At 41.7% G+C, this 17,979-nt stretch carries 21 protein-coding genes; 10 read left to right on the top strand and 11 right to left on the bottom strand.

Annotation, left to right across the window (positions count from 1 at the left end; genetic code table 11):
- Positions 1 to 441: 441 nt before the first annotated feature.
- Both J7E35_RS23635 and J7E35_RS21000 read right to left on the bottom strand, forming a co-directional pair.
- A complete protein-coding gene (locus tag J7E35_RS23635; RefSeq protein WP_285290399.1) occupies positions 442 to 567 on the bottom strand; it encodes a hypothetical protein in 126 nt (41 codons plus the stop codon).
- Positions 568 to 586: 19 nt separating this feature from the next.
- Positions 587 to 769 carry a hypothetical protein gene (locus tag J7E35_RS21000; RefSeq protein WP_214783585.1) on the bottom strand — a complete coding sequence of 61 codons (183 nt, stop codon included), beginning with the start codon at positions 767 to 769 and terminating at the stop codon, positions 587 to 589.
- Between the two features lie 285 nt (positions 770 to 1,054).
- Here J7E35_RS21000 and J7E35_RS20995 point away from each other — a divergent pair, with 285 nt between their 5' ends.
- From J7E35_RS20995 to J7E35_RS20975, 5 genes are all read left to right on the top strand, one after another.
- A complete protein-coding gene (locus J7E35_RS20995) occupies positions 1,055 to 1,363 on the top strand; it encodes a cytochrome P450 (protein ID WP_214783581.1) in 309 nt (102 codons plus the stop codon).
- A gap of 107 nt (positions 1,364 to 1,470) precedes the next feature.
- Positions 1,471 to 3,051 carry a bifunctional metallophosphatase/5'-nucleotidase gene (locus J7E35_RS20990; RefSeq protein WP_214783690.1) on the top strand — a complete coding sequence of 527 codons (1,581 nt, stop codon included), beginning with the start codon at positions 1,471 to 1,473 and terminating at the stop codon, positions 3,049 to 3,051.
- 169 nt (positions 3,052 to 3,220) lie between these two features.
- Complete coding sequence (locus J7E35_RS20985; protein ID WP_214783578.1) at positions 3,221 to 3,421, top strand: cold-shock protein; 201 nt, start codon at positions 3,221 to 3,223, stop codon at positions 3,419 to 3,421.
- A gap of 361 nt (positions 3,422 to 3,782) precedes the next feature.
- On the top strand, positions 3,783 to 4,028 hold the full coding sequence (locus J7E35_RS20980; RefSeq protein ID WP_214783575.1) for a hypothetical protein: 246 nt from the start codon (positions 3,783 to 3,785) through the stop codon (positions 4,026 to 4,028).
- Between the two features lie 289 nt (positions 4,029 to 4,317).
- A complete protein-coding gene (locus tag J7E35_RS20975) occupies positions 4,318 to 5,016 on the top strand; it encodes a YetF domain-containing protein (protein ID WP_214783572.1) in 699 nt (232 codons plus the stop codon).
- A 36-nt stretch (positions 5,017 to 5,052) separates the two neighbouring features.
- Here the strand turns inward: J7E35_RS20975 and J7E35_RS20970 are convergent, their stop codons facing one another.
- The 8 genes from J7E35_RS20970 to J7E35_RS20935 all read right to left on the bottom strand — a co-directional run bounded on the left by J7E35_RS20970 (position 5,053) and on the right by J7E35_RS20935 (position 12,196).
- A complete protein-coding gene (locus tag J7E35_RS20970; RefSeq protein WP_214783569.1) occupies positions 5,053 to 5,343 on the bottom strand; it encodes a hypothetical protein in 291 nt (96 codons plus the stop codon).
- Positions 5,344 to 5,356: 13 nt separating this feature from the next.
- Positions 5,357 to 5,713 carry a hypothetical protein gene (locus J7E35_RS20965; RefSeq protein WP_214783566.1) on the bottom strand — a complete coding sequence of 119 codons (357 nt, stop codon included), beginning with the start codon at positions 5,711 to 5,713 and terminating at the stop codon, positions 5,357 to 5,359.
- 1 nt (position 5,714) lies between these two features.
- The gene (locus tag J7E35_RS20960; RefSeq protein ID WP_214783563.1) at positions 5,715 to 5,909 is read right to left on the bottom strand and encodes a hypothetical protein; all 195 of its coding nucleotides are present in this window, start codon (positions 5,907 to 5,909) and stop codon (positions 5,715 to 5,717) included.
- A gap of 15 nt (positions 5,910 to 5,924) precedes the next feature.
- Positions 5,925 to 6,359, bottom strand: a complete 435-nt coding sequence (locus J7E35_RS20955; protein ID WP_214783560.1) for an Hsp20/alpha crystallin family protein — start codon at positions 6,357 to 6,359, stop codon at positions 5,925 to 5,927.
- Positions 6,360 to 6,590: 231 nt separating this feature from the next.
- Positions 6,591 to 7,994, bottom strand: a complete 1,404-nt coding sequence (locus J7E35_RS20950; protein WP_214783557.1) for a M20/M25/M40 family metallo-hydrolase — start codon at positions 7,992 to 7,994, stop codon at positions 6,591 to 6,593.
- 195 nt (positions 7,995 to 8,189) lie between these two features.
- Positions 8,190 to 10,793: a bifunctional acetaldehyde-CoA/alcohol dehydrogenase gene (gene adhE / locus J7E35_RS20945; protein ID WP_214783554.1), complete on the bottom strand. Its 2,604-nt coding sequence runs from the start codon at positions 10,791 to 10,793 to the stop codon at positions 8,190 to 8,192.
- 108 nt (positions 10,794 to 10,901) lie between these two features.
- Positions 10,902 to 11,129 carry a hypothetical protein gene (locus tag J7E35_RS20940; RefSeq protein ID WP_214783551.1) on the bottom strand — a complete coding sequence of 76 codons (228 nt, stop codon included), beginning with the start codon at positions 11,127 to 11,129 and terminating at the stop codon, positions 10,902 to 10,904.
- A gap of 197 nt (positions 11,130 to 11,326) precedes the next feature.
- Positions 11,327 to 12,196 (bottom strand): oxidoreductase, encoded by an 870-nt coding sequence (locus J7E35_RS20935; RefSeq protein WP_251041139.1) that lies wholly within the window; start codon positions 12,194 to 12,196, stop codon positions 11,327 to 11,329.
- A 186-nt stretch (positions 12,197 to 12,382) separates the two neighbouring features.
- On the opposite strand from J7E35_RS20935, the gene J7E35_RS20930 reads away from it, so the two are divergent.
- The 5 genes from J7E35_RS20930 to qoxD all read left to right on the top strand — a co-directional run bounded on the left by J7E35_RS20930 (position 12,383) and on the right by qoxD (position 16,720).
- Positions 12,383 to 12,562 carry a hypothetical protein gene (locus J7E35_RS20930; protein ID WP_214783545.1) on the top strand — a complete coding sequence of 60 codons (180 nt, stop codon included), beginning with the start codon at positions 12,383 to 12,385 and terminating at the stop codon, positions 12,560 to 12,562.
- A gap of 267 nt (positions 12,563 to 12,829) precedes the next feature.
- Entirely contained in the window at positions 12,830 to 13,855 is a 1,026-nt protein-coding gene (gene qoxA, locus J7E35_RS20925; RefSeq protein ID WP_214783542.1) for a cytochrome aa3 quinol oxidase subunit II, read from the top strand.
- Positions 13,845 to 15,824, top strand: coding sequence for a cytochrome aa3 quinol oxidase subunit I (gene qoxB / locus J7E35_RS20920; RefSeq protein WP_214783539.1), 1,980 nt, complete (start codon positions 13,845 to 13,847; stop codon positions 15,822 to 15,824). The genes qoxA and qoxB overlap by 11 nt, the downstream gene beginning before the upstream one ends.
- Positions 15,814 to 16,419, top strand: a complete 606-nt coding sequence (gene qoxC / locus J7E35_RS20915; RefSeq protein ID WP_214783536.1) for a cytochrome aa3 quinol oxidase subunit III — start codon at positions 15,814 to 15,816, stop codon at positions 16,417 to 16,419. The genes qoxB and qoxC overlap by 11 nt, the downstream gene beginning before the upstream one ends.
- Position 16,420: 1 nt before the next feature.
- Positions 16,421 to 16,720 carry a cytochrome aa3 quinol oxidase subunit IV gene (qoxD, locus tag J7E35_RS20910; RefSeq protein ID WP_214783533.1) on the top strand — a complete coding sequence of 100 codons (300 nt, stop codon included), beginning with the start codon at positions 16,421 to 16,423 and terminating at the stop codon, positions 16,718 to 16,720.
- A 1,022-nt stretch (positions 16,721 to 17,742) separates the two neighbouring features.
- Here qoxD and J7E35_RS20905 read toward each other — a convergent pair.
- Complete coding sequence (locus tag J7E35_RS20905) at positions 17,743 to 17,958, bottom strand: hypothetical protein (RefSeq protein WP_214783530.1); 216 nt, start codon at positions 17,956 to 17,958, stop codon at positions 17,743 to 17,745.
- Positions 17,959 to 17,979: the final 21 nt, after the last annotated feature.

The following is a 17,979-nucleotide window of genomic DNA, read 5'->3' as shown; positions in this document are numbered from 1 at the left end:
GAGCCAGGATCAAACTCTCCAAAAAAGAGTTATGAGTTAGCTCATAAGTTAAAACGTTGGCTCATGTTCTTATAGAAGAAACATGATCATTTATTGTTTGTTGACGCTTGTTTGTTTAGTTTTCAAAGAACAATATCCGTTGTCGTTTAAAAGACAAATTTTATATAATACCAGATTGCTATTTTACTGTCAATATCTTTTTTCAGAAGAAGATTTGTTCAGTAACGTTCGCCGTCTGTGTTCTAATATAGTATCATTTTTGTTGCTAATAATTCAATAAACAAATTCTGGTAAATAACCAGAAGTAGCTCCTTTATTTCTGCTAGCTTTATTTGAGCGGCTAAAACAGAATAACATCTTGTATATCTATTAACAATGGTTTATTTTTCTATTTAGATAATAAAGAAATTGTCTGGCACTGTACACCAGACAACTTTAAAATCATTTCCTCTTATTATAACCCTCTTCAATTTTTCTTTGGTCCGGCTTCTTCGGATAATCAGCAGCAACTGCAGGAGGAGCAGTAAAATCTCCTCTTTTGTCGAGGAAATTATTTTTATTCTCCATTAAGTTGCCTCCTTTCCTATTACATACCTGGTTGATGCTCCTTTAATTGCTTCTCGATCGCCTTATCCCTCTCTCCCCCATCAGCAAGTTCTTCCGAAAACTCGTGCGCTTGGAGTCCCGGTTTTCCCACCAGCTTAGAACTCGCAATTGTTTCAGCAGAAAGATTGTTGTTGGCAGCTCCTTCTTCATTCCATTTTCCCATGATACTCCCTCCTTTTTCTTACTATTTGTCAAACAAGCTCGTCTCATTCCTAAGCAACATGTATAACAACAGCTTGTTCGACGAAACATTTAAAGGACAACAAGTTTACTTTTTACTTTACGTGTAAATAAACGATGAATCATCGTCCTCTTCTATGAACTGAGCCTGTCTAATAATCCACCTAACAATGATGGTCGTTATCTTGAAATGTTTGTGCACGAAGTCCGCCGCTTCTTCCCGTTCGGCCCTTTCCTTGGTGCTGAGTGAAAAAAGAGTTCATTTGAAATGATGCCCATTTTAAAGAAGGACAGCTTGTATTGCTTGAATATGTACGCCACGAACCATGATTCACGTATCTGGAATGAACCCAATTCATTTATTCTGCAGAGGTTCAAAGATTGGGACGGAAGCTTGTTTGACTTTATCCCCCAGAGAGGCGGAGATCCTGCAAAAGAATACAGGTGTCTTGGCGAGAGAATTACAATTGAAGTAATGAAGGCTATTCTATCTTTCCTCATAAATGAGATTGGCTATGAAATTCCAGACCAGGACCTGGCTGCAGTCAGAATACCGTCTCTGCCGGAGAGCGGATGATTATATAAAAAGCAAGTTATTTCCGCTTGTCTTCAGCGCTTTTTTATTTTTTATTGAAAATGGGAAGTATTTGAATATGTGATTCTTTATGGACGGACGTGATTATTATGGATAAGTGCGAGCTTGTAGTTCTACAAACAAGCGACATTCATGGAAACATTTTACCAATTAGCTATGGTAATAATGAAGAAATAAATTCAGGGCTGGCAAAGCTTGGTTCTGCTTTTAAAAATGTTCTAAAGAATAACGATTGCAACTTATTGATAGATAACGGCGATGTTATCCAGGGCACTCCCCTCACCTATCATTTCGCCAGAAATATGAAAGGTTATAAAAATCCCGTTATCAGCGTGATGAATTACCTTGGTTATGATGTAGCTGTGATTGGTAATCATGAATTCAATTATGGACAGGATTTATTAAAGAACGCCATCAGTGAATCTAATTTTCCATGGCTGTCTGCAAATATAGTGAAAAAGGAAACTAAAGAACCCGCTTTCGGTAAACCTTATTTCATAAAATCTTTTAGCAACGGCTTACGTATAGCTGTAATTGGGGTGACAACACATTTTATCCCTAACTGGGAAAACCCTGTTAATATTCAGGGATTAGAATTCCTTGATGCTTTCCATACACTTAAAGAGTGGGTTGGTCATTTGCAAGAAAACGAGCAGTACGATCTCCTTATCGCTTCCTATCACGGCGGATTTGAGAAAGACCTTGAAACGGCGGAGCCGAGTGAAAAGTTAACTGGTGAGAATCAGGCTTATCGTATGTGTACGGAAATATCGGGAATCGATATTTTATTGACCGGTCACCAGCATCGTCAGCTCTCCACTCAACTTAATGATGTCCTCGTTGTACAGCCGGGTCATAATGGTCAGGCATTTTCGAAGGTATCAATTAAATTTGAAAAATCAAATGGAAAATGGATAATCATGAAAAAATCAGCTGAGATTATAGAAATAGAAGAAGACACGCCATTAGATGATAAGATTCTTGGTTTGGCCAAAGTATTTGAAGAATTGACACAACAGTGGCTTGACCAGCCACTCGGAGAAATTGCCGGTGATATGCGCGTCCATTCACCCCTGGAAGTCCGAAAAAAAGACCATCCGCTTATTGAGTTTATTAATAAGGTCCAAATGGATGCTGCAGGAGTGGAGATATCATCTACAGCTCTTTTTCATAATGGGGCACCTGGGTTTCCAGGTAAGATAACTATGAGGGATATCGTATCCAATTATGTCTACCCAAATACATTAAAAGTGATTACTGTGTCCGGACAGGATATTAAAGACGCACTCGAACAATCTGCAGAGTACTTCATTTTGAATAATGAAGGTGAAATCCAGGTTAATCCATCTTTTGAAGCTCCAAAGCCACAGCATTATAACTATGATATGTGGGAAGGAATAGAATATCATCTTGACATATCTAAACCTGCGGGAAAAAGGGTTACTCTCTTAAAATATAGGGGTGAACCGCTGAAGTTGGATGAAGAATTCGATGTGGTTGTCAATAATTATCGTGCAGGCGGCGGAGGAAACTTCAATATGTTCAAAGATAAGCCAGTCAAAAAAGAAATCCAGACTGATATGACCGAATTATTAGCAAATTATATCCAAAGACACAGGAAAATTGAGGCTACATGTAACGATAATTGGAGAGTGTTGTCTCATAAGTAGTCCGTTAGCATCAAATCTTTTAATATTGTTTGCTAATGATTCCAGTATCTGTTATGATGGAGTAGAATTATTTTTGTTCGGTGTAAAGGATAGAAATTATTTCGTCTTAATGATCACTTTGGGCAAGGATAGTAACATAATGTGCTAACGCACTGGGAGGTAACAAGTAATGGAACAAGGTACAGTAAAATGGTTTAACGCAGAAAAAGGTTTTGGATTCATCGAGCGCGAAGGTGGAGACGACGTATTCGTACACTTCTCTGCTATCCAATCTGAAGGTTTCAAATCATTAGACGAAGGTCAAAAAGTATCTTTCGACGTTGAGCAAGGCGCTCGCGGACCACAAGCTGCTAACGTAAACAAAATATAATATTAGTTTAGCTTAAAGAAGAAGGTTCCTATGGGACCTTCTTTTTATTACGCTCTTTTCATAAGCTTTGTTGCTTTTACACCCGAAGTAAAAACCGGCTTCTGGGTTTTTACGATTACATAAGTATATCTGATCCCGAAGCATCTTCAAAAAAGAGTCCGAAACCCTTTCATGATGCGTGATAACTGTGTGTTCGTAAAGAAACCCTCAATGCGAAAACAGCCTTTTATTATGGCAGCATCCCCCTCCCCTTCTACGATCTTTTTCAAGCTTTAATTCACTCCACTGCCCCATTCAATTCACAAATCGTCCGCTTATAGAATAAATGTATTAAAGGGTTGCTTTTCTGGGAGGGAACAAAATGGCAAACAGCGTTTTATTTAATTCTATAAATGTCAATTCGATGCAAAGTAATGCTGGAGTATTCATCGGTGGAAACGCACAAACTGGATGGAATTCACCGACTAAGCAAAACAACGGAATTTTTGGCACAGGCCAGGGTAATGTATATTTTGGGAACATGCACTTGATCAGTGACAACGATGGCGTGGACCAGCCTAATGCGGATCCGGATATTCAGCCTACCAGCCAGGCACAGGCCTTTTGACGGCTGGAGAAGCTATGAATTCAGTTAAAATTACCTTTGGGAATATAAATGTCAATAGTATTAACAGTTCATCTGGCGTATTTTTCGGAACGAATGTGAATTTAAATTTTCTTTCTACGACCAAATCAAACAATGGATTTTCTGTAACTGGTGATGGCAATGAACTGTTCCGAAACTTAAGTTTTGTTAAGGATGAAAATGATATAGAAGTCATAAAGTCTGTAACTTAGAATAATATCCCGCGCACACGCAAATAATTTACTTGATAAAAGAAAAGGCGGGATAAAACATGAATCAATTCGAAGTAATTCTCCGAATTGCTATTGCTTTTATTGTGTTATTGGCAATGGCAAGATGGGCTGGCAGAAAAGAAATCAGCCAAATGACATTTTTCAACTTAGTCTCAGCTATTGCCTTTGGTTCATTAGCGGCTACACTTGCCCTCAATCCGAGTGTGAGCATTTTAAATGGAATTATCGCATTATTCGGCTGGGCTGCTCTCACGGTGCTAACAGATCAAATTCACTTGAAATCTAAAAAAGCAAGAAAGCTGCTAATGGGTGACCCGGTCATCGTTATCAAAAAAGGGAAAATAATGGAGGATGCACTTAGACAAGTGCGTATGGATGCTGACTCATTGCAAGCATTACTGCGGCAGAAAAGCGTTTTTTCTTTGAGTGATGTCGATTATGCGATCTTTGAAACGGATGGGAAACTTTCTGTCATGAAAATGGAAGGCAAACAAACGGTTACTAAAAGTGACATGAATATAGCCAAGTCTTCTGGCAACTTTGTTCCACTTTCTACAGAATTGGTATCTGACGGACAAGTGAATGTTCAAAACCTTAACAAAATGAATAAGGATCGAACTTGGCTCGATGAACAGCTGCAACAAGCTGGAGTTCAATCACTGGATGATGTTTTCTATGCAGAAGTTCAGCCTGATGGAAATCTATATATAGATAAACGAAATGATATTCTGCATTAAAAAAAGAGGTCCTGCTGTAAATAAGCTAGGACCTCTTTATTCTTGTTCCATCTGTACTTGTTGGGATTTCATTAGGCCCTCTAGCCAATCTGGCTGTTCATTTTCTGCGGGATCACCAAAAATTTCAGCTATATTCCTTTGTGCAAGTCTTGAAATAATGTCATGTATGTCATTATTGTCCCCGCTGATACTCCCGAAACCCTGATTTTGATTTTTTTGGCTTGTAAAATCCTTTGGAAAGCTGTTTCCAAAATTAACACAGGATGCATCCTGGACAGTCCCAATCTGGATGGAACCAATGTAAAAGGCAGGGCTTAGTGTTTTCAATATACTCCCCCCTTCATTCCGACAAAATTTCCTTCCCATTGATTATTACGCTTAAAGCCGGTTCGGCCCTCTCGCCTTCATGGGATTTACTGCTGTATGTTGGTTCATCACGATCCTTTTCTGGCTTCTTTTCCATCGAGTTTTTTGATTGAGATTTAATTGTCTCGAGATTAGGACTAAATGAATTCCCCAAATTCATCATTCCGCTAAGTTCTTTTATATCAATTTTATCCAGATGATAGGCTAATTCCTCTAATTGAAGGTGTTCAACTGTGACTTTTTCAATATGAAAGTGAAAGTCACTTTTCTGGAGTGAATCAATTTTTTCATTGAGCTTTTGAATCATTTTTACAATTTCTTGACTATCCATTTCAACCATCACCGTTTTTACGTTTAGAAAAGGAAACATTATTAGATATGTTGTTTGATTTCCCGTCCACATTCCCGAAACCATCCGAGCTGTTTACACGGCTTTTCCATTGGTGTTGAATGTTAACGCCTGAATGGACTCCTGAGCTATTGGTGATCTTGTTTATATCAATATTTTTGAATTTAATTTTAGTCATATCATCATCTCCATGTCAGCTGTGGAAGTTGATTTGTATTGACTCGCGATTTTGTGTGGAATGCTGGTGAATGAATGGGATACGGACGAAAAGAAGACCATTGAAAAAGTCGGCCTGAATCCTCTCCAGGGAACATTGAGGGGGAATTTTCACTATTCTTTCAAAAGCACCGCCAGCACGTTCATTGATTAACAGTTTATCTTCATCTGTCACATAAGGGCGCTTCAATTCTCCCTTAATAGCTAAATTATAGCCTTCCAGCGATAGATTTACGTCTTCCTGTGAAACAAGACCCGGCAATTCGGCCACAATAACCAGTTCTTGATCTCCCTGGAACATATCGATTCTCGGTCCCACCAACGGAAGGATATCAGAGACTGCTTCAAAAAAATCGTGGCCAAGAATCCTCCTGGCCTCTGCCATCGAATTCACGCTTTTCTTCCGGCTCATAATTCCTCCAGGCAATAATTAGTTATTGTATATATATTTTTATGTATGGAAATTAGACCTTATGAAAAAGTCTTAGAGATCTTTTTAACTTAGAATTTTATATATAATTGTATTACCCCTCTCTGTTTTCTTCCTTATGACTACTGTTCATCATTAAAGAGGACTAACGGCAAATAGGCAGACAAAAACCAGGTCCATTGATAAAACAATGGACCTGGCAGTAATGAAAAATTATTTAATTTCTTCCTCATAATATAGGTGTGGAACCTTTTGTTCTTCTCCTCTTTTGACTTTTGGTCCCTGATTCTCCGGACGGACGATATCATAGACAGCTGTACCTACGATTTCCGCCACATCCTGCAATTTTTCTTTACTGATTTTGTCAATTGTATCTTCAGGTGTATGGTACCATGGTTCTAGTGGTCTATGGATAAATGAGCCTGATGCGATGCCGCCTTCATAAAACGATACGTGGTCACTGCTTCCGCCTGGCTGAATTGGGGTCGGTTCTCCATTTAAGCGCTCACTGGAGGCTTGAGCGGTTTGGGAAACAATGTTTTCATTTCCGTCCGGCGTATTGATGACCAAATCACCAGCATCCCGGCTTCCTACCATATCCATATTAAAGTATCCAACGAAGCGGTCTTTTTCTTCCTCAGAAAGCTGGCTGACATAATAACGCGAACCAATCAACCCAAGTTCCTCAGCACCAAAAGTAATGAAGCGCATTTCCATATTCGTCGGCAAATCCTTCATAACGCGTGCAAGCTCGAGTGTCATTGCAGTACCTGATGCATCGTCGTTTGCACCTGGGGCTCCAGGAACCGAATCGTGGTGGGCACCCAATGCGACGATTCCGTCTTTTGCCTTATTTTTATTCGTTGGTGCTTTCGTGGCAATTACATTGTAAGAAGTCCTCATCCCTGCCTCTGCTCCCTCAATATTAATCGATCCTGTCAGAGTATCTCCATTGTTCAGCTGGTCCACTAAAGCTTGTCCAACTTCCTGGGAAATGGCCACAGCCGGTACATAGGCTTCATTCGGTGAACCGAATGTTCCGTTCAGGTCTCCTGCTGCATTGTTAAAAATTATGACTCCTGCCGCACCGTTTGCTGCTGCGTTCAAGACTTTATCAGCAAATGAAATCGACCCTCGCTGAATCAAAGCGATTTTGCCACTAACATCTTTGCCTTCAAAATCCCCAGCTTGTCCTAATCCAGCATAGACCAGTTCACCCGAAACCGTTCCATCCATCCCGTATGTAAAGGATTTTGGCTTGATTTCATCTGGATAGCCATCTACTGTGAGCTCTACCGTGTGAGGTGCTGTATAACCATAGAAAGTAAATTCCTGAAGCTCTGTTTCATAACCGTATGACTCAAATTGCTCCTTGACATACTGAATCGCATTGTGCTCGGCTTGTGTACCAGCAACACGAGGTGTTCTAGATAGATATTCAATATTGTTGTAGATATTTTCGACATTGATCTTGTCCAATACCTTGTTGTCATAAACATTGAATGGCTGAACCTGTTGCGGAGTTTCTGCCGGCTTTGCGTAACTAGCCTGAACTCCTAGGGTGCTAACTGCAAGACCTGCTGCTAATGCGAATGATAGATAAGGCTTCTTTTTCATAATAACCTCCCGGATTAGTAAAATAGTTATCCGGGATACATAATATAATATCCTAAATATTCTTACTAGTTAATTTATTACCATTTTCTCTAGGTAAATAGGACAGTTTTAAACGCAGTTGCCACTAAAATAGGCCAAGTTGCTTATTATAGGGACAAAAAGGGATGGAACCTAGGTTCCATCCCTTTTTGTCTATTAAACTCCCTTATAAGCTAATCGATAGATTTCAGCCAACTCTGACACTAATGGAAGCTTAGGATTGGCCGTTGTGCACTGGTCTTCGAATGCGCGATCGGCAAGCTGGTCGACCTTTGCTTCAAATTCTGCTTTGTCAACTCCATTTGCTTCAATGCTCATTGGAATATCCATTTCTTTAGCCAACTTAATGATCGCCTGGACAAGACTTTCAACTCCTTCTTCCGTGTTGCGGGAAGGAAGGCCAAGTATACGCGAAATTTCGGCGTATCGCTGATCAGCGACGAAGCTTTCATACTTAGGGAATGCTGTGAATTTCTTCGGTTTAGTCGCGTTATAACGAATGACATGCGGCATCAAAATTGTATTAGAACGGCCGTGGGCGATATGGAATTCTGCACCGAGCTTGTGGGCAAGGCTGTGGTTGATTCCAAGGAATGCATTGGCAAATGCCATACCGGCAATTGTTGACGCGTTGTGGACTTTCTCACGAGCCACTTCGTCCTGGCCATTTCGGTATGCTCTTGGCAAATATTCAAATATTAGCTGGATGGCTTTAATTGCGAGGCCATCTGTATAGTCATTGGCCATGCAGCTGACATAGGCTTCAATTGCGTGAGTCAATACGTCCATTCCAGTATCGGCAGTAATATGCTTAGGCACCGTCATGACAAATTGAGGATCGACAATAGCTACATCTGGTGTCAACTCATAGTCTGCTAGCGGATATTTAATGTTCGCTTTTTTATCAGTAATGACCGAGAAGGATGTCACTTCTGAACCTGTTCCGGATGTCGTCGGAATCGCTACAAACTGGGCTTTGCGGCCAAGCTGCGGGTATTTGACGATCCGCTTCCGAATATCCAGGAATTTCTGCTTCAAGCCGTGGAAGTCAGTGTCAGGATATTCATAGAACAGCCACATGCCTTTCGCTGCGTCCATTGCTGAGCCGCCGCCCAAAGCAATGATGACATCAGGCTGGAAACTCGCCATCATTTCCGCACCCTTCATTACTGTTTCGATAGATGGATCTGGCTCTACATCAGAGAAAATTTCACAGTGGACATAGTCTGGACGTTTTCTCAAGTGATACAGTACTCTATCTACATATCCCAGTTTCACCATTCCAGGGTCTGTAACGATAAAGGCTTTCGTGATTTTAGGCATTTTCGCTAAATATTGCGTTGAATTCTTTTCAAAGTAGATTTTTGAGGGCACTTTAAACCACTGCATATTCACGTTCCTTCTTGCCACTTTTTTTACATTTATCAAGTTGATTGCACCTACGTTGGTTGAAACGGAGTTCCCGCCATAAGTTCCGCAGCCCAGGGTCAAGGATGGCAGGTAGGCGTTATAGATATCGCCGATTGCTCCCTGGGAAGAAGGAGCATTTACGATGATGCGTCCTGCCTTCATTCTTAAACCGAATGCTTTAATCACTTCATCACTGGTTGAATGGATAACAGCAGAGTGGCCAAGTCCGCCAAATTCAAGCATTTCTTCAGCCCGCTTAAGTCCTTCTTCTGTACCGTTCACTTTATAGCAAGCCAGTACCGGACTTAACTTTTCTCGTGATAGAGGATATTGCGGGCCTACTCCTTTCAGCTCTGCAACAAGTATTTTTGTCTCTTCAGGCACTGTCACACCTGCCATTTCCGCAATCTTATGAGCCGGCATCCCGACTATATCTGCATTAACAGCACATGAGTGCTCATTTATGACAAGCTTCTCAACCTTCGATCTTTCTTCATCACTTAAAAAGTAGCAGCTATTCGCAATCATTTCCGTTTTTACATCATGGTAGATTTCTTTATCGATGATAACTGCCTGTTCAGAAGCGCAAATCATCCCATTGTCGAATGTCTTAGATAAAATCAGGTCATTGACTGCCCTTTTTACATTGGCAGTACGTTCAATATAGCAAGGTACATTACCAGGCCCAACGCCTAATGCTGGCTTTCCTGAACTATACGCGGATTTTACCATTCCGGCACCGCCAGTAGCTAAAATCAGAGAAATCTTTGGATGGTTCATCAAAGATTGTGTCGCTTCGAGGGACGGTTTTTCAATCCACTGGATACAATCAACTGGTGCTCCTGCCCTAACGGCTGCGTCACGGAGAATTCTGGCAGCCTCACTGCTGCATTTTTGGGCAGATGGATGGAAAGCGAATATGATTGGGTTTCTAGTCTTAATCGAGATTAACGCTTTGAACATGGTTGTTGAGGTGGGATTCGTCACCGGTGTTACCCCGGCGATCACGCCAACTGGCTCAGCAATCGTGATCATGCCTTCGTGTTCATTTTCGTCGATGATGCCAGCTGTTTTATCATATTTGATATTGTGGTACACATATTCGGTAGCAAACATGTTCTTGATGATCTTATCTTCGTAAACTCCCCGTTTTGTTTCTTCAACTGCCATTTTAGCAAGCGGCATATGCTGATCAAGACCTGCCAGCGCCATTTCCTTTACGATATTATTCACTGCTTCTTGATCAAGCTCCCGCATTTTCGCAAGTGCCTTTAAACCTTTATCCAATAAACTATCTACCATTTTTGTAACTGATGATTGCTCTTTTACCACTTTTTCAACTGTCCCCATTTTCAGGACCTCCTTATTGTTCTTGGGTTATAGGCGGTATTTTAGGCAGAACTTTAATTGTTGCAGTTCAAATTTGTGAATGTTTTCACGAAGTTTGAAAAAATTTTTTTACTCACAGACTGGGTTTCTTGGTATTTTTTCAAAACTTATGTCGGTTAAAAACTTTGTACTTCTTTTAACAATGACTACGAAGTTTACAGTCCAGATATAAGCGGGAATATCTTTGTCATCCTTATACATCATCGCTTCAAATTCATCACCAATGACTTCCTCGAGCATTTCCTGGGTATACGTTTCTGTATCAGTTGAGAAGGGTTTGAATTCGCAGTACATCATTTCAATCACTCCTTTTTCTTTTTCTAATTAAAGATTAGCATATAAAGGGAATAATAGATTGTGAAATGTTGAACAAACTATGAACGTTTTCGTATCAACTTATTAAAGAGAGATGATGAACATTATTGAAAACGTTTACATCAAATAAATTATTTTACGATAACTTTTTTTACCATAAGAGACTCCGATTAGAGTCTCTAAAATTCATATCTTACTCCCGTTAATTCTTCAGAGACGACCCATAATTTTGTCATTATTTCTTTATTAAATACACCTTGTGCCGGAATTTCAATTGCCGGAAATCCTTTTCTGTTACCCTTGCCATCAGGACCGATGTATTCACCGCCAGTCAGGCTGTCATCCACTGCTGCGTAAATGGTTGGAAGAGCTCCCATGGCAGCCGGCTGGGAAAATAACTTCATAAGACCTTTTAGATATTTGGGAGTTTCCCCTTTCCCTAAATTGAATAAATTCGTATTGGATATTCCCGGATGGCAAGCGACGCTGATTGTCTCGATGCCATTCTGTTTAAACCGATTGTCAAGCTCCCTTGCGAATAACAGATTTGCGAGTTTGCTCTGGCCATAAAACTTCATAGCTTTGTATCCATTTGAGCCATCTAAATTATCGAAATTAATTGATGCACCCCGGTGAGCGATACTGCTTAAAGTGACAACCCGGGAACCTGATGTTTTTTTCAGAAGAGGGAGTAAAAGGCCGGTCAGCGCAAAATGCCCCAGGTGATTGCTGCCGAATTGAAGTTCAAAACCATCCTTTGTCTTACCATATGGAGGGATCATGACGCCAGCATTATTGACTAATATATCAAGTGAACGGTATTTTTTCGTGTAAGCAGCTGAGAAATTGCTGACACTTGCGAGATCGGCCAAATCAAGACTCATTATTTCAACTGATGCTTCCTGATTTTCTTTCCGTATTGAATCGATTGCCAACTTGCCCTTTTCCGCATTTCTTACAGCTAGGATAACCTGGGCCCCCTTTTCTGAAAGTTTCTTGGCTGCTTCGTAGCCGATTCCACTGTTAGCCCCCGTTATAATGACTGTCATTCCCGATAAGTTATCTTTTAACATAAATACACCCCGATGATTTAAAATCTTGATTCTACTATTAAGAAAGTCTAAAGTTTGTTTTCAATTATCTCACATAGTTACATAATTGGTCTCATTAACCATTGAATATAATGTGACAATATTTCATACTAAACACATAGGAATTATAGGAGGGATAATTAAATGAATCTTTTTGTTGAAAAGTGCCCACGTTGCCAGGCAGCGCTGGAAGTAAAAGAAAATCCTTCATGCAAGGCGATCATCATTAAAGCTTGTCCAGCAGGCCATTATGAAAAAGAATTTCATCCAGCACTGGAGACATATATTGAAAGAAACTATGAGTTTGTAAAGCAGGACTTCTAATTTGGGGTTCTGCTTTTTTTCGTCAACCTATATTCTTTTTAATTCACTAAGTTGACAATTATTGTTTTCATAATTTGTTCACATTTGACTTCAAAATCGTAACAATTTCCATGTTAGAATGATTACAAATAAAGCGGTGTGATATTTATCACACCTTTTGCCACAACTTACCGTTCATTTTCGGATCACTTTAAACAACTTTGTGAACAAATGAACATAAGTTTGTGATAAAATGAACAAGGTTGATATTTGAAAGGAGCTGCAGTGATGAAGAAATCAAAACTATTTTTGGTCTCCCTCACCTCGATCATGGCTGTGCTGTTGCTTAGCGGCTGTGAAAACAATATGGTGGTATTCAATCCGGAGGGACCAATCGCAAGGCAAATTCTTGAGTTGATCAACTTTTCGATTGCTCTGATGTTACTTGTTACAGTTGTCGTTTTCGGACTTTTCGCATTCATCGTCTGGAAATACCGTGAACGGAAGGACAATATGGGTTACGAGCCCCCTGAAGAACACGGCAGCACAGTATTGGAGATTATCTGGACTGTGATTCCGATTTTAATAATCGTTGCTTTGACAATCCCTACAGTCAAAACAATTTATGCAATAGATGAAATCCCGAAAGGCTATGAGAATAAAGAACCTCTTGTCATCAACGTTACATCCGCTGACTGGAAATGGATTTTCAGCTATCCGGAACAAGGAATCGAAACCGTCAACTATGTAAATATTCCCGAGGATCGTCCGATTGATTTCAGGCTGACTTCTGCTGGAACAATGCAAAGCTTCTGGATTCCTGCGCTGGCTGGCCAGAAATACACGATGGCTAAGGCTGAAACGCAGCTATATCTTGTTGCTGACAATCCTGGATCCTATGTCGGCAAGAACACGAACTTCAACGGCCAAGGATATGCAGGTATGGAGTTTGAAGTACTTTCGCAAACACAAAAGGATTTTGACCAGTGGATCAAAGATGTAAGAGAAACAGCTCCAAAAATGACACTGGAAGAGTATGAGAAAATGCTTGAGCCTTCCCATCTTGGCCGCAAGACATTCTCTAATACACACCTTGAGTGGGTTGACCACTCCGATCCGCATTCAAAGAACTACACGAATCCAGAGATGTACGACAGAGGACATGGCTGGCCAGGAAAGATCTTTGAGGACAAAGACAATTACAAAAATAAAGATGGAAACATTGAGAATTCTAATCACGAAAACAATGAAGATATGAACCATAAAGAATCTGAAACTGAAGATTCACACGGGGGTGACCACAGTGGGCATTAAGTGGGATGAATTTTTCGTAACGGGTGATCCGTTAATTTTCGCATCACAAATCGGGATCGCCTTGACATTAGTTGGAGCATTAGCCGGTCTCACCTATTTTAAAAAATGGAATTACCTTTGGTCGGAGTGGTTTACAACTGTTGACCACAAGAAGATTGGGATTATGTATATCCTGCTTGGCGTCGTGATGTTTCTCCGGGGCGGAATCGATGGTCTGATGATGAAGGGCCAGACAGCTGTACCGGAAAATGACTTCCTTAACGCACAGCACTATAACGAGGTATTTACAACACACGGCGTCATCATGATCTTATTTGTTGCTATGCCGCTGCTGATTGGTCTCATGAACTTTGTGATACCGCTGCAGATTGGTGCCCGTGACGTTGCTTTCCCTCAGCTGAATGCCCTTAGCTTCTGGCTGACTGTGAGCGGTGCAGCGCTGTTCAATATTTCGTTCATCATTGGCGGCTCTCCTGACGCAGGATGGACATCCTACTTCCCTCTTGCCGGTAAAGAATTCAGTCCTGGCATCGGGAATAACTTTTACGCAGTTGCCCTGCAAATAGCAGGTGCCGGTACTTTGATGACAGGTATTAACTTCGTTGTCACAGTTTTAAAAATGAGAACTAAAGGCATGACTTTGATGAAGATGCCGATGTTCACATGGACATCTTTCATCACTTCGATCATTATCGTAGCCAGCTTCCCTATTTTCACAGTAGCACTGGCATTGATGACTTTTGACCGCACGTTCGGTACTCACTTTTTTACCATCTCCGGCGGCGGTATGGATATGCTTTGGGCGAACCTCTTCTGGCTATGGGGACACCCTGAAGTTTATATCGTAGTTCTGCCAGCATTCGGTATGCTGTCAGATATTATTTCAACTTTTGCCCGTAAAACCTTATATGGTTATAAATCAATGGTCATCTCAATCGTGATGATTTCGGTTCTGAGTATGCTCGTTTGGGTTCACCACTTTTTCACAATGGGCAACAGCGCAGGCGTGAACTCGTTCTTCTCGATCACTACGATGGCAATTGCCATCCCGACCGGGGTTAAGGTATTCAACTGGCTGTTCACGATGAGAAAAGGGCGGATCAAGTTTACAACTGCCATGCTTTGGGCATTGGCGTTCGTTCCTAACTTTGTCATCGGCGGTGTAACTGGAGTCATGCTGGCGATGGCCGCAGCAGACTATCAGTATCACAACACATTATTCCTTGTGGCACACTTCCACTATGTATTGATTCCGGGCGTTGTGTTCCCGATCTTTGCCGGTCTTTACTTCTGGTGGCCTAAGATGTTTGGCTACATGCTAAATGAAAAAATCGGCAAATGGCACTTCTGGCTGTTCGTTGTTGGGTTCAACGTAACGTTCATGCCAATGTTCTTCCTTGGACTTGACGGTGCGGTGCGCCGCGCGTACACTTACTCAGCAGAAACTGGGTTCGGTCCCTTGATGATGATTTCCGCTGTTGGCTCGGTCATTCTTGCAGCAGGCTTCGCGGCGCTTGTTTACAATATCTACTGGAGCGCTCGCCATGCTGACCGTAATATTGGCAATGACCCATGGGATGCTAGAACACTTGAGTGGGCTACTGCAACACCTGTACAGCACTATAATTTTGCTTCGCTCCCTGAGGTTACAAAGCAAGATGCATTCTGGCACATGAAAAAGAACGATCAACTTCAACCGCTGACAGAAGATGAGATTGAAGAAATCCATCTGCCAAGCAACACGTGGATCCCGATTTATTTGGGTGTCGTATTCGGAATTTCTGGATTCCTGCTTGTTTTCGAATGGACGGTTGCAGCCGGAGTTGCCGCTTTAGGTATTCTCGCTGGCCTTGCCTTCCGCTCATTTGACTATGATGAAGGTTTCCATGTCCACAAGGACGAAATCTTTGAGACAGAAAACAAATGGAGAAAAGGCGCGAACAAAGGAGTGAAGAACCATGTCAGCTAAAGTTAATGCCGCTTTGCCGCTTGAATACCAAACAGAACAAAACAGGATGAATATCCTCGGCTTCTGGGTCTTCCTCGGAGCTGAAATCGTGCTCTTCGCTACCCTTTTCGGAGTGTATGGAGTACTTGGTGAAAGATATGCAGGCGGCCCTACGCAAAAAGATATTTTTATTGTCAGAGACGTCATGATCCAGACTTTCCTGCTGCTGACAAGCAGTTTTACAATGGGAATCTCGATCTTCGAAATGCGCAGAAGCAATATTAAAGGCATGCTGATGTGGCTCGTATTCACATTATTGCTGGGCGGCGGCTTCCTGTTCATGGAGGTTCGCGAATTCATGCACTATGTCCATGAAGGTGCTACGATGCAGACAAGCGCGTTCCTATCCAGTTTCTTCGTACTGCTTGGAACACACGGTTTGCACGTCACAATCGGGATTGGCTGGGCGATTCTGCTGATTATCCAAATTTTGCAGCGAGGACTGACACCTGTTACAGCCCGCAAAGCATTCATCTTCGGACTGTACTGGCACTTCCTTGACGTCGTCTGGATCTTCATCTTCACATTTGTTTATTTACAAGGGTTGGTGATGTAAAATGGATAAGCATACAAAAGGCTTCCCAATCAGCCATGTCATCGGATTCTTCATGTCATTAGTCCTGACGTTCGGAGCAGCATGGATTGCCCTTCAGAGCTCACTTTCAATGAAGGCAGTCATGTGGATCATCGGCACACTGGCAGTTACCCAGGCCGGAATCCAGCTATACATGTTCATGCACATTAATGAAGGCGATGATAAAATGACCAATAACATCAATATCATTTATTCAGCTTTTATAGCAGTCGTTATAGTTGCCGGATCCATCTGGGTCATGACTTCTGGACACTCGCATTAAAAAAATAGAAACCAGGTATTCCTTTTTAGGAACGCCTGGTTTTTTTGTTCATTGCGACGCTTCGGACAGCTTTGGATTGTGTGGTCGAGATTTTGTCCGAACTTGATGCTACTTCGGACAACTTTCGGTTGAGGCAGCTGGATTTTGTCCGAACATGCCCCTACTTCGGACAACTTTTGCCTGAGGCATCTAGATTTTGTCTGAACTTGCCCCTACTTCGGACAACTTTTGCCTGAGGCATCTAGATTTTGTCTGAACTTGCCCCTACTTCGGACAACTTTCGGTTGAGGCAGCTGGATTTTGTCCGAACTTGTTCCTACTTCAGACAACTTTCGGTTGGGCCAGCGAGATTTTGTCTGAACATGCCCCTACTTCGGACAACTTTTGCCTGAAGCAGCAGAATTTTGTCCGAACTTGTTCCTACTTCGGACAACTTTCGCTTGGGCCAGCGAGATTTTGTCCGAACATGCCCCTACTTCGGACAACTTTTGCCTGAGGCAGCAGGATTTTGTCCGAACATGCCCCTACTTCGGACAACTTTTACTTGTGCCAGCGAGATTTTGTCCGAACATGCCCCTACTTCGGACAACTTTTGCCTGAGGCAGCAGGATTTTGTCCGAACATGCCCCTACTTCGGACAACTTTTACTTGTGCCAGCGGATTTTGTCCGAACTTTACACTACTTCAGACAACTTTCGGTTGGGCCAGCGAGATTTTGTCTGAACATGCCCCTACTTCGGACAACTTTTGCCTGTGCCAGTAGGATTTTGTCCGAACTTGCCCCTACTTTAGACAACTTTTACTTAAGGCAGCAGGATTTTGTCCGAACTTGCCCCTACTTCAGACAACTTTTACTTAAGGCAGCAGGATTTTGTCCGAACTTGCCCCTACTTCGGACAACTTTTGCTTGTGCCAGCAAGATATTGTCCCAACACGCCTTACTTCGGACAACTTTCAGTTCGGCGCAGTCATTTTATCCCAACCTGATTCTACTCCATATAACCTCCACTTATCGGAAAGGATTAAATTTTAGCCATCTCGCCTTTTCGTCCTTTGATTAAACGCAATCGTGGCAGCTTGCCTTCTTTTCTGAATAAAGAAAACATCGCGAAATTAAATGCGGCCAGAAATAGTGATAATACTGCATGCTGGAATCCATGGGACATCAATGCCAGGAATCCGCTTACAAGACAATACAATCCAACGATTAAATAAAAATACATAAGAAGTTTTCCCACTTCTCATTCCCCCACTTTTTC

The sequence above is a fragment of the Bacillus sp. ISL-45 genome (assembly GCF_018613195.1).
Taxonomy (GTDB): domain Bacteria; phylum Bacillota; class Bacilli; order Bacillales; family Cytobacillaceae; genus Mesobacillus.
This window is presented reverse-complemented; position numbering and strand designations above follow the sequence as displayed.

Coding starts and splice junctions, on each gene's coding strand:
- J7E35_RS23635 (WP_285290399.1), bottom strand. CDS start 567: ATGGAGAATAAAAATAATTTCCTCGACAAAAGAGGAGATTTTACTGCT.
- J7E35_RS21000 (WP_214783585.1), bottom strand. CDS start 769: ATGGGAAAATGGAATGAAGAAGGAGCTGCCAACAACAATCTTTCTGCT.
- J7E35_RS20995 (WP_214783581.1), top strand. CDS start 1,055: ATGATGCCCATTTTAAAGAAGGACAGCTTGTATTGCTTGAATATGTAC.
- J7E35_RS20990 (WP_214783690.1), top strand. CDS start 1,471: ATGGATAAGTGCGAGCTTGTAGTTCTACAAACAAGCGACATTCATGGA.
- J7E35_RS20985 (WP_214783578.1), top strand. CDS start 3,221: ATGGAACAAGGTACAGTAAAATGGTTTAACGCAGAAAAAGGTTTTGGA.
- J7E35_RS20980 (WP_214783575.1), top strand. CDS start 3,783: ATGGCAAACAGCGTTTTATTTAATTCTATAAATGTCAATTCGATGCAA.
- J7E35_RS20975 (WP_214783572.1), top strand. CDS start 4,318: ATGAATCAATTCGAAGTAATTCTCCGAATTGCTATTGCTTTTATTGTG.
- J7E35_RS20965 (WP_214783566.1), bottom strand. CDS start 5,713: ATGGATAGTCAAGAAATTGTAAAAATGATTCAAAAGCTCAATGAAAAA.
- J7E35_RS20960 (WP_214783563.1), bottom strand. CDS start 5,909: ATGACTAAAATTAAATTCAAAAATATTGATATAAACAAGATCACCAAT.
- J7E35_RS20955 (WP_214783560.1), bottom strand. CDS start 6,359: ATGAGCCGGAAGAAAAGCGTGAATTCGATGGCAGAGGCCAGGAGGATT.
- J7E35_RS20950 (WP_214783557.1), bottom strand. CDS start 7,994: ATGAAAAAGAAGCCTTATCTATCATTCGCATTAGCAGCAGGTCTTGCA.
- adhE (WP_214783554.1), bottom strand. CDS start 10,793: ATGGGGACAGTTGAAAAAGTGGTAAAAGAGCAATCATCAGTTACAAAA.
- J7E35_RS20940 (WP_214783551.1), bottom strand. CDS start 11,129: ATGATGTACTGCGAATTCAAACCCTTCTCAACTGATACAGAAACGTAT.
- J7E35_RS20935 (WP_251041139.1), bottom strand. CDS start 12,196: ATGACAGTCATTATAACGGGGGCTAACAGTGGAATCGGCTACGAAGCA.
- J7E35_RS20930 (WP_214783545.1), top strand. CDS start 12,383: ATGAATCTTTTTGTTGAAAAGTGCCCACGTTGCCAGGCAGCGCTGGAA.
- qoxA (WP_214783542.1), top strand. CDS start 12,830: ATGAAGAAATCAAAACTATTTTTGGTCTCCCTCACCTCGATCATGGCT.
- qoxC (WP_214783536.1), top strand. CDS start 15,814: ATGTCAGCTAAAGTTAATGCCGCTTTGCCGCTTGAATACCAAACAGAA.
- qoxD (WP_214783533.1), top strand. CDS start 16,421: ATGGATAAGCATACAAAAGGCTTCCCAATCAGCCATGTCATCGGATTC.